The 14,902-nt window shown below is 74.7% G+C and carries 18 protein-coding genes; 9 read left to right on the top strand and 9 right to left on the bottom strand.

Annotated elements, in window-relative coordinates; genetic code table 11:
* Nucleotides 1-10: 10 nt before the first annotated feature.
* The 3 genes from aceB to ACQP60_RS01710 all read left to right on the top strand — a co-directional run bounded on the left by aceB (nucleotide 11) and on the right by ACQP60_RS01710 (nucleotide 3,292).
* A complete protein-coding gene (gene aceB, locus ACQP60_RS01720) occupies nucleotides 11-1,738 on the top strand; it encodes a malate synthase A (protein ID WP_429728102.1) in 1,728 nt (575 codons plus the stop codon).
* Nucleotides 1,739-1,813: 75 nt separating this feature from the next.
* Nucleotides 1,814-2,740: a DinB family protein gene (locus ACQP60_RS01715; RefSeq protein WP_429728101.1), complete on the top strand. Its 927-nt coding sequence runs from the start codon at nucleotides 1,814-1,816 to the stop codon at nucleotides 2,738-2,740.
* Nucleotides 2,741-2,869: 129 nt separating this feature from the next.
* On the top strand, nucleotides 2,870-3,292 hold the full coding sequence (locus ACQP60_RS01710; protein ID WP_429728100.1) for a hypothetical protein: 423 nt from the start codon (nucleotides 2,870-2,872) through the stop codon (nucleotides 3,290-3,292).
* 2 nt (nucleotides 3,293-3,294) lie between these two features.
* On the opposite strand, the gene ACQP60_RS01705 is transcribed toward ACQP60_RS01710, so the two are convergent.
* Nucleotides 3,295-3,942, bottom strand: a complete 648-nt coding sequence (locus tag ACQP60_RS01705) for a dihydrofolate reductase family protein (protein WP_429728099.1) — start codon at nucleotides 3,940-3,942, stop codon at nucleotides 3,295-3,297.
* A gap of 145 nt (nucleotides 3,943-4,087) precedes the next feature.
* Between ACQP60_RS01705 and ACQP60_RS01700 the strand changes: the two genes are divergently transcribed.
* Nucleotides 4,088-4,567, top strand: a complete 480-nt coding sequence (locus tag ACQP60_RS01700; RefSeq protein WP_429728098.1) for an HNH endonuclease — start codon at nucleotides 4,088-4,090, stop codon at nucleotides 4,565-4,567.
* Here the strand turns inward: ACQP60_RS01700 and ACQP60_RS01695 are convergent, their stop codons facing one another.
* On the bottom strand, nucleotides 4,568-5,557 hold the full coding sequence (locus ACQP60_RS01695) for a hypothetical protein (RefSeq protein WP_429728097.1): 990 nt from the start codon (nucleotides 5,555-5,557) through the stop codon (nucleotides 4,568-4,570).
* A gap of 172 nt (nucleotides 5,558-5,729) precedes the next feature.
* On the opposite strand from ACQP60_RS01695, the gene ACQP60_RS01690 reads away from it, so the two are divergent.
* The gene (locus tag ACQP60_RS01690) at nucleotides 5,730-6,095 is read left to right on the top strand and encodes a DoxX family protein (RefSeq protein WP_429728096.1); all 366 of its coding nucleotides are present in this window, start codon (nucleotides 5,730-5,732) and stop codon (nucleotides 6,093-6,095) included.
* Nucleotides 6,096-6,113: 18 nt separating this feature from the next.
* On the opposite strand, the gene ACQP60_RS01685 is transcribed toward ACQP60_RS01690, so the two are convergent.
* Nucleotides 6,114-6,530, bottom strand: coding sequence for a winged helix-turn-helix transcriptional regulator (locus ACQP60_RS01685; RefSeq protein WP_429728095.1), 417 nt, complete (start codon nucleotides 6,528-6,530; stop codon nucleotides 6,114-6,116).
* Nucleotides 6,531-6,664: 134 nt separating this feature from the next.
* Here ACQP60_RS01685 and ACQP60_RS01680 point away from each other — a divergent pair, with 134 nt between their 5' ends.
* On the top strand, nucleotides 6,665-7,030 hold the full coding sequence (locus ACQP60_RS01680) for a DoxX family protein (RefSeq protein WP_429728094.1): 366 nt from the start codon (nucleotides 6,665-6,667) through the stop codon (nucleotides 7,028-7,030).
* A 13-nt stretch (nucleotides 7,031-7,043) separates the two neighbouring features.
* Here ACQP60_RS01680 and ACQP60_RS01675 read toward each other — a convergent pair whose 3' ends face one another.
* The 3 genes from ACQP60_RS01675 to ACQP60_RS01665 form a co-directional block, all read right to left on the bottom strand.
* Nucleotides 7,044-7,469, bottom strand: coding sequence for a DUF779 domain-containing protein (locus ACQP60_RS01675; protein ID WP_429728093.1), 426 nt, complete (start codon nucleotides 7,467-7,469; stop codon nucleotides 7,044-7,046).
* A 19-nt stretch (nucleotides 7,470-7,488) separates the two neighbouring features.
* Entirely contained in the window at nucleotides 7,489-9,012 is a 1,524-nt protein-coding gene (gene adh / locus ACQP60_RS01670) for an aldehyde dehydrogenase (protein ID WP_429728092.1), read from the bottom strand.
* Nucleotides 9,013-9,105: 93 nt separating this feature from the next.
* Nucleotides 9,106-10,374, bottom strand: a complete 1,269-nt coding sequence (locus ACQP60_RS01665; protein ID WP_429728091.1) for a GAF domain-containing protein — start codon at nucleotides 10,372-10,374, stop codon at nucleotides 9,106-9,108.
* Nucleotides 10,375-10,489: 115 nt separating this feature from the next.
* On the opposite strand from ACQP60_RS01665, the gene ACQP60_RS01660 reads away from it, so the two are divergent.
* Nucleotides 10,490-11,440 (top strand): SDR family oxidoreductase, encoded by a 951-nt coding sequence (locus tag ACQP60_RS01660; RefSeq protein WP_429728090.1) that lies wholly within the window; start codon nucleotides 10,490-10,492, stop codon nucleotides 11,438-11,440.
* Nucleotides 11,441-11,457: 17 nt separating this feature from the next.
* Here ACQP60_RS01660 and ACQP60_RS01655 read toward each other — a convergent pair whose 3' ends face one another.
* Genes ACQP60_RS01655 through ACQP60_RS01645 form a run of 3 tightly spaced genes read right to left on the bottom strand, consistent with a single transcriptional unit; the run spans nucleotide 11,458 to nucleotide 13,703 of the window.
* Nucleotides 11,458-11,745, bottom strand: coding sequence for a DUF3175 domain-containing protein (locus tag ACQP60_RS01655; RefSeq protein WP_429728089.1), 288 nt, complete (start codon nucleotides 11,743-11,745; stop codon nucleotides 11,458-11,460).
* 49 nt (nucleotides 11,746-11,794) lie between these two features.
* The gene (locus ACQP60_RS01650; protein WP_429728088.1) at nucleotides 11,795-12,772 is read right to left on the bottom strand and encodes a bile acid:sodium symporter family protein; all 978 of its coding nucleotides are present in this window, start codon (nucleotides 12,770-12,772) and stop codon (nucleotides 11,795-11,797) included.
* A gap of 58 nt (nucleotides 12,773-12,830) precedes the next feature.
* The gene (locus ACQP60_RS01645; protein WP_429728087.1) at nucleotides 12,831-13,703 is read right to left on the bottom strand and encodes an SDR family oxidoreductase; all 873 of its coding nucleotides are present in this window, start codon (nucleotides 13,701-13,703) and stop codon (nucleotides 12,831-12,833) included.
* A 154-nt stretch (nucleotides 13,704-13,857) separates the two neighbouring features.
* Between ACQP60_RS01645 and ACQP60_RS01640 the strand changes: the two genes are divergently transcribed.
* Nucleotides 13,858-14,265, top strand: coding sequence for a winged helix-turn-helix transcriptional regulator (locus tag ACQP60_RS01640; protein WP_429728086.1), 408 nt, complete (start codon nucleotides 13,858-13,860; stop codon nucleotides 14,263-14,265).
* Nucleotides 14,262-14,897 carry a nucleotidyltransferase family protein gene (locus tag ACQP60_RS01635; protein WP_429728085.1) on the top strand — a complete coding sequence of 212 codons (636 nt, stop codon included), beginning with the start codon at nucleotides 14,262-14,264 and terminating at the stop codon, nucleotides 14,895-14,897. Before ACQP60_RS01640 ends, ACQP60_RS01635 begins: the two co-directional genes overlap by 4 nt.
* Nucleotides 14,898-14,902: the final 5 nt, after the last annotated feature.

Genomic DNA, 14,902 nt, shown 5'->3' with positions numbered 1-14,902 from the left:
GAGGCACGCCATGACCACGCTCACGTCCCCGACCACCGCCCCCGTGCCCGCCGTCGGCACGCCGCTCGCCGACACCGCGACCGACCCGTTCGTCTGGGGCGGGACGTCGCTGGCGGAGGGGCACCTCACCGTCACCGCGCCGCTCGAGGCGCGCGACGAGGAGATCCTCACCCCGGAGGCGCTGGCGTTCCTGGCGATGCTGCACGACCGGTTCGCCGACGACCGCACCGCGCTGCTGCTGGAGCGGCAGCGGCGGATGCGACGCGTCGCGGACGGCGAGGACCCGGACTTCCACCCGGCCACCCGGCCCGTGCGCGACGACCCGTCCTGGCGGGTCGCGGGCGCGGCCGGGGCGCCGGGGCTGAGCGACCGGCGCGTCGAGATCACGGGTCCGACCGACCCGAAGATGACCATCAACGCGCTGAACTCGGGCGCCCGGTGCTGGCTGGCCGACGCCGAGGACGCGCAGTCGCCCACGTGGCGCAACGTCGTGGAGGGCCAGCTCGCCCTGCACGACGCGATCCGCGGCACGCTGACGTTCACCAACCCGGTCGGCAAGCGGTACGAGCTGCGCTCGACGGACCTCACCGAGCTGCCGACGATCGTGTTCCGGCCCCGCGGGTGGCACCTGTTCGAGTCGCACCTGGCCTACACGGGCCCGGACGGCTCGACCCAGCCGGCGTCGGGCTCGCTGGTCGACTTCGGCCTGTACCTGTTCCACAACGCCCACGAGCTGATCTCCCGCGGACGCGGGCCGTACTTCTACCTGCCGAAGCTCGAGGGCTACCGCGAGGCGCGGCTGTGGAACGAGGTCTTCGAGGCGGCGCAGGAGGCCCTCGGCATCCCCCGCGGCACGATCCGCGCCACGGTGCTCATCGAGACGCTGCCGGCCGCGTTCGAGATGGAGGAGATCCTCTACGAGCTGCGCGACCACTGCGCCGGCCTCAACGCCGGTCGCTGGGACTACCTGTTCAGCGTGATCAAGTGCTTCCGGACGCGAGGCTCGTCGTACGTGCTGCCCGACCGCGGGCAGGTCACGATGACCGCGCCGTTCATGCGGGCGTACACCGAGCTGCTCGTCGCCACGTGCCACAGGCGCGGGGCGCACGCCATCGGCGGCATGAGCGCCTTCATCCCCGACCGCCGCTCCCCCGAGGTGACCGAGCGCGCCGTCGAGCAGGTGTGGGCCGACAAGACCCGCGAGGCCCACGACGGCTTCGACGGCACCTGGGTGGCCCACCCGGACCTGGTCGAGGTGGCGCGCGGCGCGTTCGACGAGGTGCTCGGCGAGCGCGAGAACCAGGTCGACCGCCGGCGCGACGACGTCGAGGTGGGCCAGGCCGAGCTGCTCGACGTCGCGTCGGCGCGGCGCGGCGGTGCGACGGTCACGGCGGCCGGGCTGCGGACCAACGTGTCCGTGGGGCTGCGCTACATCGAGTCGTGGCTGCGCGGCACCGGCGCGGCGGCGATCGACCACCTCATGGAGGACGCCGCCACGGCCGAGATCTCCCGGTCGCAGGTGTGGCAGTGGGTCGCGTCCGGCACGACGACGGAGGACGGCCTGCCCATCACCCGCCTGCGCTGCGAGGCCGTGCTGCGCGACGTCCTGCGCGGCCTCCCCCGCTCCGCCGGCGACCGGTTCGCGGACGCCGCGGCGCTGTTCCGCGAGGTGGCCCTCGGCGAGGAGTTCCCCCCGTTCCTCACCACCGGCGCCTACGCCCGCTACCTCGCCGGCTGACCGTCGAGCATGCAGTTGCGCACGTTCTCAGCCCCGAGAACGTGCGCAACTGCATGCTCGGGGCAGGATCGGGGGATGGCGACGACGGTGCGCGAGCTCCTGCTGGGCCAGGTCGAGTTCTCCTGGGACGCGCACCTGTGGCCGCGGCTGCAGGGGCTGACCGACGACGAGTACCTCTGGGAGCCGGTCGACGGCGCGTGGAGCCTGCGGCGCGACGGCGACGGCACCGTTCGCATCGAGCAGACGCCGGTGGACCCGCCCGTGCCGCCGGTGACGACGATCGCCTGGCGCGCCGCGCACCTGGGCCGCGACGTCTGGGGCAGGCGGGGCCGCGCGTTCTTCGGCCCGACGCCGGCCCCCGACGACGCCGACATGTTCGACGCGCGGCACTGGCCCGAGCCGCTGCCGCTCACGGCCGAGGGCGGCCTCGCGCTGCTGCGCGAGGGCTACGCGCTGTGGCGGGACAACCTCGCCCGGCTCGACGACGACGCCCTCGCCGCGCCGCTCGGGCCGCGCGGCGGGCCGTACGCGGAGGACTCGCTCGCCGCGCTCGTCGTGCATCTCAACCGCGAGGCGATGGCGCACGGGGCCGAGATCTGCCTGCTGCGCGACCTCTACCGCGCGCGGCAGCAGCGCCGCGACCCCGTGGTCGCCGTGGCGCTCGGGGGCACCGCGGCCGACCTCGAGCGGATGCTCCGGCTCGACGGCGGCCTGGGCGACCTGCCCGACCGGCACCCCACCCTGCTCGTCGAGCTGGCCGGCCTCGGCCGCTGGGCCGCGGTGCGGTCGCTCGTCGAGCGCGGCTTCCCGGTCACCGTCGCTGCCGACGACGGCTCCACGGCCCTGCACCACGCGGCGGCCACGGGCACGCCGGACGACGCCCGGCTGCTCCTCGACCACGGCGCGGACCTTGCCGCCGTCGACGACCGCTTCGGGACGACGCCGGCGGGCTGGGCGGACTTCCTGGGCCGCACGGAGCTGGCCGAGACGCTCGCCCTCTGACCGCCGAGCATGCAGTTGCGCACGTTCTGAGCGCTCAGAACGTGCGCAACTGCATGCTCGGCAGCGCGGGGCGGGGGCCTGTGGATAACGGCCGCGGGCGCAGGCCGTAGTGCGGCAGGGTGACGGCGCATGGACACCATCACCCCGTTCCGCCCGGGCGACGAGATCGCCGACGACGCCGAGCTGCTGGAGCTCGCCCACTTCCTCGCGGGAGGCGTGCACCCGCGGCGGCGCAGCCTCACCGTCACCTGGCTCGACGCCGACGACCGGCTCCTCGGCCTCGCCCTGCCGATCGAGGACGTACCGCTGCGGCCCGACGCCGCCGCCCTCGTCGGGCTGGGCACGGTGCTGCGGAGCGTCGTCGACGACGAGGCGCCCGGCGGCAGCGCCGTCGTCGTGCTGGAGCGGCCCGGCGACGCCACCCTCACGGCCGACGACCGCGCCTGGAACCGCGACCTGCGCGAGCAGGCCGACGCCCAGGGCGTGCGGCTGCGCGGCTTCTTCGTCGCCGCCGGCGGGCAGGTGCGCCCCCTGGCGCTGGACGACGCGTGAGCTCAGTCCTCCATGGTGACGGACTGCGCGCCGTCGACGACGTCGGCGGTGCCGTGCCGCAGCGGCCTCGGCTCGAGCTCCAGGAACACGAGCCCGCTGTCGCCGAGGCGCGATCGCGTGACGTCGAACCCGGACGGCGCGGCCCCGGTGTCGAACAGGCGCGCGCCGGAGCCGACGACGACGGGCGCGACGACGAGGCGCCAGACGTCGACGAGCCCCAGGTCGTGCAGCGTGCTCGCGAGGCGCGCGCTGCCGTGCACCTGCAGCTCACCGTCCGGGCCGGCCTTGAGCGCCTGCACCGCGCCGGGGAGGTCGGCGGGGTCGATCACGGTGGTCCCGGCCCACTCGGGGTCCGTCAGCGTCGAGGAGACGACGTAGCGCGGGCCGGCGTCGATGCGGGCGGCGAGCGCGTCGTCCGGGTCGGTGACCTGCCCCCAGGACGCCCAGAACATGTCGTAGGTGGTGCGCCCGAGCAGGAACGCGTCGACCTCCGCGAACCAGCCGTCCACGACCTCCCCGAACACCGGGTCCGTGGTGAACGGGACGAACCAGCCGCCCTCGGTGAAGCCGCCGCGGGTGTCCTCGTCGGGCCCTCCGGGGCCCTGCACGACCCCGTCGAGCGAGGTGAAGATGTTCACGCTGAGCCGCATGGGATCCTCCGTCATCGGCGCCCGACCGGTCTTTGCCCTGGACTTCCACGCCTCGGCGGCATACTTTCACCTCGGCAGCATGCTGTGACCGGATTCACACACGCTACCGGACCGCTGGACGGACGAGCTGGAGGGGAGCGGAGCCGTGGCCGACGTCCTGGTGCTCAACGCGGGCTACGAGCCCCTTCACCGTGTGTCGGTCAAGCACGCCATCACGATGCTGGTCCGCGAGGTCGCGGTGGTCGAGGAGGCGGTGGAGGGCCACCGGTTCGGCCCGTACCCGCTCCCCCGCGTGCTGCGCCTCGTGCGGTACGTCGCGATGCGCTGGCGCTACCGCAGCGCCGGGCGGCCGGCGGTCACCAAGGACGGCGTGAAGCGCCGCGACGGCGCCTGCGCCTACTGCGGTGGGCCGGCGGAGACGGTCGACCACGTGATCCCCCGCTCCCGGGGCGGCGACTCGTCGTGGCTCAACCTCGTCGCCGCGTGCGAGGCGTGCAACGGGCGCAAGGCGGACCGCACGCCCCTGGAGGCAGGCATGCCGCTGCTCCTCGCGCCGTTCGTCCCGCCGGCGGAGCACGGTCTCGTGCGCCGCCGACGGCGCGCCACGGCGACGGCCGCGGCCTGATCAGGCCGCGGGCTCGTCCTCCGGCAGGTGTGGCACCACGGTGAGCGACCCGGTGGCGGGCAGGGCGTTCGCGCCCCGGTCCGCCGGCGTGAGGGCGCGGGACGCGATGACGCTGCTCGCGAAGTTCGCGTGGCACTCGGTGCAGTACCACTCGGGCGTGGGCACGGGCACCTCGAAGCCGCCGTAGACGACGTCCGGCTCGGCGTTCATCACGTCGTCCTGGAACGTCATGCCCCACACGATCCGCTTGGTCTTGCCGCGCGCGCCGCAGCCGGGGCACTGCGGGCGCATGCGCGCCCGCTGCGACGCCACGGTGTGCGCGTGCAGCAGGTCGTGGCACTGCCCGCACAGCAGGTGCACGTCGCGGACGAGCTGCTCGAGCGTGCGCCCGCCGGCGGTGGTGGTGCCGAGACGGACGGCGCCGTCGTCGTGCGCCTGCATGCGGTGCACGTCGACGAACCGCTCGCAGGTGGCGCAGCGCTCCTCCCGCCGCATCGCCCAGCCCGTCACGGCCCGGTGCCCGAGGATGCGCAGGGCGTGCACGTCGGGCGCGGTGGCGCCGACGCCGCAGTCGCCCGGGTCCAGCGTGTGCACGGGGCCGCCGCGGAACTGCTCCGCGACGCCGTCGAGCACGAGGCGCGCGTGGTCGGGAGGCAACCAGCCGGACGTGCCCGTGTAGGTGTCGGCGCCCTCGAACAGGTCCGCCCACACGATCGGCCGGTCGGGGCCGAACAGGTCCTCGCTCACCCAGCTCTCGCCGTCGGTGGCGCCCATGAGCTCGACGGCCGCGACCACGCCGGCGTCGCCGAGCACCGTGACGACGACGTCCCCGCGCTGCGGGCCGTCCGGGCCGGCCGGCAGCCGGTGCTCCGGCGAGCGGGTCGCGATCGCGACGGACTCCGTCAGCCAGTCGGCCGACCAGTGCAGGTACACGGAGGGCACGAGCCACGCGGGCAGGGCCGACAGGGAGGGGAGCGTCTCTCGGGTCACCGGGAGAACATATCGGGCGCCGACCCTCCGACACCACGGGCGCGGTCGTTCCTGTGACGCCGTCCCCGCGCTAGGTTCCCAGCAGGCACGACGGCGTCGCCGCCCCGCACCGTGCACGACACCAGGCACCGCCGCCGCCCCGCCGACGAGCTGCTGCCGCGAGGAGGCACGGATGAACATCGGACTGTGGGTCGCCGCCGGGCTGCTGGCCCTGCTGTACCTGGCGGTGGGCTTCGTCAAGCTGACCCGCAGCCGCGAACGCCTGCGCGCGTCCATGGGGTGGGTGGAGGACTTCCCGGTCGTCGTGGTGCGCCTCATCGGCCTGGCGGAGATCGCCGGCGCGCTGGGCCTGATCCTTCCCCTCGCCACCGACGTCCAGCCCTGGCTCACCCCGACGGCCGCGACCTGCCTCGTGGTGCTGCAGGCGCTGGCGATCTCGGTGCACGTGCGCCGTCGCGAGCTCGCGCAGCTGTGGGTCAACGTGCTCCTGCTGCTCGCCGCGGCCTTCGTCGCCGTCGGGCGGTTCGCCGGCTGGTGACGGCGTCGACGGCGCCCGTCAAGCCTCGGCCTGCGCCGCGTCGTACGCCTCCCGGTGCTCGCGGATCGCGTCCGTGTGGGCGAACGCCCACTCCACCAGCGCGACGACCGGTGGCAGGAGCGTCTCCCCCAGGTCCGTGAGCGCGTAGTCGACGCGCGGCGGCACGACGGCGTGCACCGTGCGGCTCACCAGCCCGTCCCGCTCGAGCTGGCGCAGCGTGAGCGTGAGCATCCGCTGCGAGATGCCCTCGATGCCGTGCAGCAGCTCGGTGAAGCGCCGCGGCCCGGACGCGAGCGTCCCGAGCACGAGGGTGCTCCACTTGTCGCCCACCCGGTCGAGCACCGCGCGCACCTCGCTCGTGGCCTCGTCCGCGTGGCACGACGCGCCCAGCACCGGCAGCTGCCGCACCGGCCCGTCCTGCTCCGTCGTCGTCATCCTCGCTCCGTCCGATGTGCCTGAGGCACACGCGTGTGCCTTTTGTACGCCCCTCGATGATTACCCATCATGCTGCCAGGCACAAAGAGTGACCGACCAGACGGGTCGTCACCGCCCCCCTCGAAGGACATCGCATGAACGTCGCCCTGTGGATCGCCTCCGGCCTGCTCGCCGCCATGTTTTTCATGGCCGGGCTCGGGAAGGCCCTGCGCCCCGCCGCCGCGCTCCAGGAGCAGATGCGCTGGGTCACCCCCGAGCGGCTCGCCGCCGTGCGCGTGCTCGCCTGGCTCGAGGTGCTGGGCGCCGTCGGCGTGATCCTGCCGTGGGCCACCGGCGTCGCGCCCGTGCTCACGCCGATCGCCGCCGTCGGCCTCGCCGTCACGCAGGTCGGCGCGATCCCGCTGCACCTTCGCCTCGGCGAGGGCAAGAGCGTCCCGGTGAACGTCGTGCTGCTCGCCCTCGCCGTGTTCGTCGCCGTCGGGCGGTTCGCCGCGCTCTGACCTCGACCGGCCCTCAACCGCGCCGGGCCGGCAGCGCCGCCCACTCCGCGTCGGTGAGCAGCCGCGAGCGGATGAGGAACCGCACGCCCTCCGGCGCCTCGACGCTGAACCCGGCGCCGCGTCCCGGCACCACGTCGATCGTCAGGTGCGTGTGCTGCCAGTACTCGAACTGGGCGCGGCTCATCCAGACCGGCACGGTGAAGGGCTCCTCGGTCGCGCCGGCCGCCTCGGGCGGCCCGTCGACCAGGTGCAGGTCGCCGAGGTGCACGTCGGCGTCGCCCAGCAGGAAGTCCCCGTCGGGGTAGCACATCGGGCTGGAGCCGTCGCAGCAGCCGCCGGACTGGTGGAACATCAGCTCGCCGTGCTGACGCCGCAGCCGGGCGAGGAGCCCGGCCGCGGCGTCGGTCACGGCGACACGGGAGATCGTGTCGTCGGTCATCGTCGTCTCCCGTCGCGGCCTAGAAGAACCCGAGCTTCTGGCCCGAGTAGCTGACCAGGAGGTTCTTGGTCTGCTGGTAGTGGTCGAGCATCATCTTGTGGTTCTCGCGCCCGACGCCGGAGCCCTTGTACCCGCCGAACGCCGCGGCCGCCGGATACGCGTGGTAGCAGTTGGTCCACACGCGCCCGGCCTCGATGGTGCGGCCGGCCCGGTACGCCGTCTCCCCCTGCCGGGACCAGACGCCGGCGCCCAGCCCGTAGAGGGTGTCGTTGGCGATCTTCATGGCGTCGTCGAAGTCCGCGAAGTCCGTCACCGACACGACCGGCCCGAAGATCTCCTCCTGGAAGATCCGCATGGAGTTCTTGCCCTCGAAGACGGTGGGCGTCACGTAGTAGCCGCCCGCCAGGTCGCCGTCGAGCTCGGCCCGGTGCCCGCCGGTGAGGACCTTCGCACCCTCGGCCTTGCCGATGTCGATGTAGCTGAGGATCTTCTCGAGCTGGTCGTTGCTCGCCTGCGCACCGATCATCGTGTCGGTGTCGAGCGGGTTGCCCTGCTTCACCGCCTTCGTGCGCTCCAGCGCGTCGCCCAGGAACTGGTCGTAGATGTCGGCCTGGATCAGGGCGCGCGACGGGCAGGTGCACACCTCGCCCTGGTTGAGGGCGAACATCGTGAACCCCTCGAGGGCCTTGTCGTAGTAGTCGTCCCTCGCCGACGCGACGTCCGAGAAGAAGATGTTCGGGCTCTTGCCGCCGAGCTCCAGCGTCACCGGGATGATGTTCTGCGACGCGTACTGCATGATCAGGCGCCCGGTCGTCGTCTCGCCGGTGAACGCGATCTTGCGGATGCGCGAGCTCGATGCGAGCGGCTTGCCCGCCTCGACGCCGAACCCGTTGACCACGTTGACCACGCCGGGCGGCAGCAGGTCGCCGATGAGGTCCATGAGGAACAGGATCGACGCCGGCGTCTGCTCGGCCGGCTTGAGGACGACGGCGTTGCCCGCCGCGAGCGCCGGCGCCAGCTTCCACGTGGCCATGAGGATCGGGAAGTTCCACGGGATGATCTGCCCGACGACGCCGAGCGGCTCGTGGAAGTGGTAGGCGACGGTGTCCTCGTCGATCTCCGAGATCGACCCCTCCTGGGCGCGGATGGCGCCCGCGAAGTAGCGGAAGTGGTCGATGGCGAGCGGGATGTCCGCGGCGAGCGTCTCGCGGACGGGCTTGCCGTTCTCCCACGTCTCGGCGACGGCGATCTGCTCGAGGTTCGCCTCCATGCGGTCCGCGATCTTGTTGAGGACGTTCGCGCGCTCCGTGACGGACGTGCGGCCCCACGCGGGCGCCGCGCCGTGGGCGGCGTCGAGCGCGTGCTCGATGTCCTCGGCGTTGCCGCGCGCCACCTCGGTGAAGGTCTGCCCGGTGACCGGGCTGGGGTTCTCGAAGTACTGCCCGCTCGCGGGCGGCACGTACTCGCCGCCGATCCAGTGGTCGTACCGGGCGCGGTACTCGGCGATCGCCCCGGGCTGACCGGGGGCTGCGTAGACGGTCATGCTGCCTCCTCGCACGTGCGGCGCCTCGTCGCGCCGCGTTGCGGTGACGGTAGGACGGCGAGGGTTGCAGTCCCGTTGCAGCGGCCGCGAGCGTCAGGAGAGGGCGGCGTCGAGCAGGGTGACGCGGGCGCGGGCGCGCACGGCCTGCGGGCTGCCGGCGGGCGCCACGGCGAGCAGGCGGGTCCAGGCGGCGAGGTCGTCGGTGCCGTCCGCGCCGCGCACCCAGTCGTCCAGCGCGTCCGGGTCGCCGGCGGCCAGGACGGCGGCGCGCACCTCGGCCGAGAGCTCCGCCCGGAGCTGCTCGACGCCGGGCGCGACCGACCGCGGCAGCAGCGGGGCGTAGGCGTCGACGGCGGCGCGCACGTCGCCGGCGGCGAGGGCCGTACGGACGACGTCCGCATCGGTGCGCAGGGCACGGGCGAGCCGGTACGGGCGCGACCCGGCGAGCAGCGCGCCGACCACGTGCCGCAGCCGGGAGACCTCGGCCCGCACCGTGACGTCGGACAGCTCGCCGGGGTGCAGCAGCACGGCGAGCTCGTCGGCGGCCAGGCCCCGCGGGTGCTCCGCGAGCAGCAGCAGGATCTCGGCGTGGCGCAGCGAGAGCGGCCGTTCCCCCGCGGGCGTCCGCAGCACGGGCCGGCCGAGCACGCGGAGGTCGACGGGCGCGACGCCGGACGGGTGCGCGGCGGCGCGGGTCGCGAGCTCGCGCTCCACGGTGGCGACGGTGGCGCGCACGAGGGACAGCACGACGTGCGTCGCCGCGGCCCTCCGCCCGGTGACGTCGAGGACGCCCAGCACGCGCCCGGTCGCCGGGTCACGGATCGGCGCCGCCGCGCAGCTGAGCTCCTGCACCGGCCGGGAGAAGTGCTCCGCGCCGATCACCTGGACGGCGCGGCGGGTGGCGAGCGCCGTCCCCGGCGCGTTGGTGCCCACGCTCTCCTCGCCCCACACGGCGCCCTCGACGAACCCGACACGGTCGACCGTGCCGCGCAGGCGGTGGTTCCCCTCCACCCAGAGCAGGCGGCCGATCTCGTCCGAGACCGCGACGACCAGGCCGTCGTCGGCCGCGCCGTCGACGACGAGCTCGCGCACCACGGGCATGACGGCGGCGAGCGGGTGGGTGGCGCGGTAGGCGTCGAGCTCCGAGTCGGCGAGCGCCACCTGCGGGTGCGGGGTGTCCGGGTCGACGCCGCTGCGCAGGGAGCGTCGCCAGGAGTCGGCGACGACGGGGTCGATGCCGCCGGGAGGCTCGCCCGTGCCGAGGAACCGCTCGTAGGCGGCGCGCACGGTGCGCGGGTCACGACGCACGCCTGCCGCGCGGGCCTCGTCCCCGCGCGCCACCGACGTGGCCGAGCGTTCCACCGCGACCTCCCGACGTCGTCGTCCGGTGCGTGCCCGCCAGTCTAGGGGGCCGAGCGCTCAGCCAGGGATCGCCGGGCCCTGGATCGCCCCCGTGCCGTCGGGCACCGTGGACGGCATGTCACGCACCGCGCACGGCGCCCTCCCCGACCTCGCCCTCCCCGACCTGTCCGGACGACGCGCGCTGGTCACCGGCGCGAGCGACGGCGTCGGCCTGCGCATCGCGACACGCCTCGCGGGCGCCGGTGCGGAGGTCCTCCTGCCCGTGCGCAACCCCCGCAAGGGCGAGGCGGCCGTCGAGCGGATCCGTGCGCGGCACCCGGCCGCGCGGCTCGTGCTGCACGAGCTGGACCTGGCCTCCCTGACGTCGGTCGCGGCCCTGGGCACGACGCTCACGGCGGAGGGCGAGCCGATCCACCTGCTGGTCAACAACGCGGGCGTCATGACCCCGCCCGAGCGTCAGGTCACGGCCGACGGCTTCGAGCTGCAGCTCGGCACGAACCACCTCGGCCACGTCGCGCTCACCGCACACCTGCTGCCGCTGCTCCGGGCAGGGCGGGCCCGCGTCACGACGCAGTCGAGCATCGCCGCCCGCCGCGGCACGATCTTCTGGGACGACCCGAACGCGGAGCGTCGCTACGACGGCCGCCGCTCGTACGCGCAGTCGAAGCTGGCCTGCGCGCTGTTCGGTCTCGAGCTCGCCCGCCGCAGCGCGGCCGCCGGCTGGGGCGTCACGAGCAACGTCTCGCACCCCGGGGTGGCGCCCACGAGCCTCCTCGCCGCGCGGCCCGAGGTCGGTCGCGCCGGGGACACCCGGGACGTGCGAGTGATCCGCCGGCTCTCCGAGCGCGGTCTCCTCGTCGGGACCGCCGAGAGCGCAGCCCTGCCGGCGCTCCTGGCGGTCGCGTCGCCCGAGGCGCGCGACGGTGGCTTCTACGGGCCGGGCTGGCCGGGGCACCTCGGCGGTCCTCCCGGACCGCAGCGCCCCTGGGCCTCCCTGCGCCGTGCCGACGACGCCGCACGGCTGTGGGCGCTGTCCGAGGAGCTGACCGGCGTCTCGTTCGCCTGACCACCGTCGCTCGGGCGTCAGGCCCGGCCGAACGCCCTGCGCAGCTCGTCCTTCGCCCGCTCGAGCACGTCCCGCTGCGCGGCGGGCAGGTTCTTCCCGGCGCGGTTCACGTAGAACGTCAGCGTCGACATGGCCGACTGGTACGCCGAGCCCTTGCGTCGGTCGCTGGCTTCGGCGGAGCGCTTCAGGGACGCCGCGATGCGCGCGGGGTCGTCCCAGGTGAAGACGTCCTCCTCGAGGTCGAGCGCGTCGGAGTGCTCGGTGACGTCCTGCGACCACCGCGCGCCGTCGTCGTCCTTCGCCATGCCTCGACGCTAGGCGCGGGGCCGGGGTGCTCGCAGCCCGCCGGCAGGATCAGTCGCGCAGCGCGAGGCGGCGGGCGAGCACGGCGCAGACCACGAGTTGGAGCTGGTGGAAGATGATCACGGGAACGGCGATCACGCCGGCCGCGGCGACGGGGAACAGCACGCTGGCCATCGGCAGGCCGGTGGCCAGGGACTTCTTGGACCCGCACATGAGCAGCGCGATCCGGTCCTCCACCGGCAGCCTGAGCGCGGCGCCGCCCCACCAGGTGAGACCGAGCATGATCGCCAGGACCACGCCGCTCACGACGAGCAGCGCCACGATCGACCAGCCGGAGGTGCCGGCCCACACGCCGGCGGAGCTCGCCGCCGCGACGGCGGAGAACACGACGACGAGGATGGTGCCGCGGTCCACGGACAGGGTGAGCCAGCGGCGGGCGCGCACCCAGCCCCCCACCCACGGCTGCAGCAACTGGCCCACGACGAACGGGAGCAGCAGCTGGAGCAGCACCGTCTGGAGCCCGTCGAGGCCGTGCCCGGCGGCGCCGCCGGAGCCCTCGGCGTCGGTCATGAGCCACAGCACCAGCAGGGGCGTGAGCACCATGCCGAGCACGTTCGACACCGTGGCCCCGCAGATCGCGCCCGCGACGTTGCCGCGCGCCACGGAGGTGAACGCCACCGAGGACTGCACGGTGGACGGCAGCAGCGACAGGTAGAGCATCCCGGCCGCCAGCGGTGCGCCGACCAGCGGCGTGATCGCCCACGCGACGACGAGCCCGAGCAGCGGGAAGACCACGTAGGTGGCGACGAGGATGCCGCCCTGCAGGCGCCAGTTGCGCAGCCCCGCCCACACCTCGCGCGTGGACAGGCGCGCGCCGTAGACCAGGAAGAGGATCGTCACCGCGACGTCCGCCGCGACGTCGACGACCCGCTGCGCCCCCGGGCCGACGGGCACCACCAGCGCCAGCACCATCACCACGACCAGCGTGACGACGAACGGATCCACCCACCGGCTCAGCACACGACGCACCGGGCGAGTGTAGGGAGTTTCGCGCCCCGGGCACCGAAGCGTCCGGGGCGCGAGGCGGTCAGCCGGCCAGGCCCTGGCGCAGCCCCTCGACGAGCGGCGTGGTGGGACGCCCGATCAGGCGGGCGAGGTCGCCCGACGTCTCGTCGAGCAGGCCCGCGCGCGTGTCGCCGTCGAGGGCGACCACGAAGCCGGCCGTCCCCTCGTCGAGGCCCGCGGCGAGCAGCGCGTCGCGGTGCTCGTCGGCGGTGAGCCGGCGGTAGGTGACGGGCCGGTCGACGATCTCGGCGGCCGCGGCCGCGAGGTCGTCGAAGCTCCAGGCCACGTCGCCGGACAGCTCGTAGACGGCGTCGTCGTGCGCGCCGTCGCGGCGCGCGTCGAGGGCGACGACGGCGGCGGCCTCGGCGTAGTCCTTGCGGCTCGCGCTGGCGACCCGGCCGTCGCCCACGCTGCGCGCGATCTCGCCCGTCTCGCGGGCCTGCTGCACGTCGCCGAGGTAGTTCTCGGTGTACCAGCCGTTGCGGAGCACCGTGGTGGACAGGCCCGACGCGGCGAGCAGCTCCTCGGTCGCCTTGTGCTCGGGGGCGAGGATCAGCGGGGACGTGTCGGCGTGCGGGGCGCTCGTGTAGACGACGCGGCCGACGCCGGCGCCCTTCGCCGCCTCGATCACGGCCTGGTGCTGCGGCACCCGGCGGCCGACCTCGGAGCCCGAGACGAGCACCAGCACCTCGACGCCGTCCAGCGCGGGCACGAGGGTCTCGGGGCGGTCGTAGTCGGCCTCGCGGACGACGACGCCGCGGGCGGCGAGGTCGGCGACCTTCGCCGTCGAGCGGGCGAGGGCGACGACGTCCGCGGGCGCGGCGCCGCGGGCGAGCAGCGACTCGACGACGAGGTGGCCGAGGTGGCCGCTGGTTCCGGTGACGGCGATGGTCATGGGGGTGTGCTCCTTCGACGGGCGTGGTGCAGGCCGTCGACCGTCTCGTCGGCCGACCCGGACAGCATGCACTAACTTTTCGTAAGTGCCAACCAGTTGCATGCGCGGTCTTGATCACAGTGCTCGCCGACGGTGCGCGCCGTATCCTGGTGCGGTGGCCCCCGACTCCCCCGCACCCGCCGGACCGACCGACGCGATGATCGCGGACATCTTCGCGCGCGACTGCACCTCGCGCCAGGCGCTCGAGGCCGTCACCGGCCGCTGGGGCGTCCTGACCGTGGCCGGGCTGCGCGACGGCGCCGTCCGCTTCAACGCCCTGCGCCGCCGGATCGACGGCGTGAGCGAGAAGATGCTCGCCCAGACCCTCCAGACGCTCGAGCGCGACGGCATCGTCGTCCGCGAGGTGCGCACGACCATCCCCCCGCACGTCGAGTACTCGCTCACCGACCTGGGACGACGGGTCGCCGACCGGCTCGTGGGCCTCATCGACGTCCTCGAGGGGGCCGTCGACGAGGTCAGCGCGGCCCAGCGGGCGTACGACGCGCGGCGCGAGGCGTCGTGACGGGTCGCGCCGTCGCCGTGCTGCTCGCGGCGGGCGCGGGCTCCCGGCTGGGCCGCGGCCCGAAGGCCCTGCTCCCCCACCACGGCCGCCCGCTCGTGGAGCACGTCGCGGGCGTGCTGGTCGCCGGCGGCTGCGACGAGGTCGTCGTCGTGCTCGGGGCCGAGGCGGTGCGGGTCGCGGCCGCCGCCGACCTGACGACCGCCCGCGTCGTCGTCAACCCCGACTGGGCCACCGGCATGGGGTCGTCCCTGCGGGCGGGGGTGGCGACCGCGCGGGAGCCCCGCGACGGCGAGGCTCCCGCGCGCGTCGTCGTCGCGCACGTGGACCAGCCGGGCGTGACGCCCGCCGACGTCGCGCGCCTGCTCGCGGCGCACCGCCCGGGCCGCGTGACGGCCTCACGCTGGGCCGACGCGCCCGCGCCGCACGCAGCAGCCCCCGAGAGCGGCCGGCCGCGGTGGGCGCACCCGCTCGTGCTGGACGCCGCGCTCGCCGCGCCGGCGGCCGCGAGCGCCGTCGGCGACGCCGGGGCGCGCGCGTTCCTGCGCGCCCACGCCGACCTCGTCGACGTCGTCACGCACCCCGGCGACGGCCGCGACGTCGACACCGAGGCCGACCTCGACCTCCTCGCCTGATCGTT

The organism is Isoptericola variabilis, from assembly GCF_050311655.1.
Lineage (GTDB): Bacteria > Actinomycetota > Actinomycetes > Actinomycetales > Cellulomonadaceae > Isoptericola > Isoptericola variabilis.
Note: the sequence above shows the minus strand (reverse complement) of the source record. Positions and strands in the feature narration are given on the sequence as shown.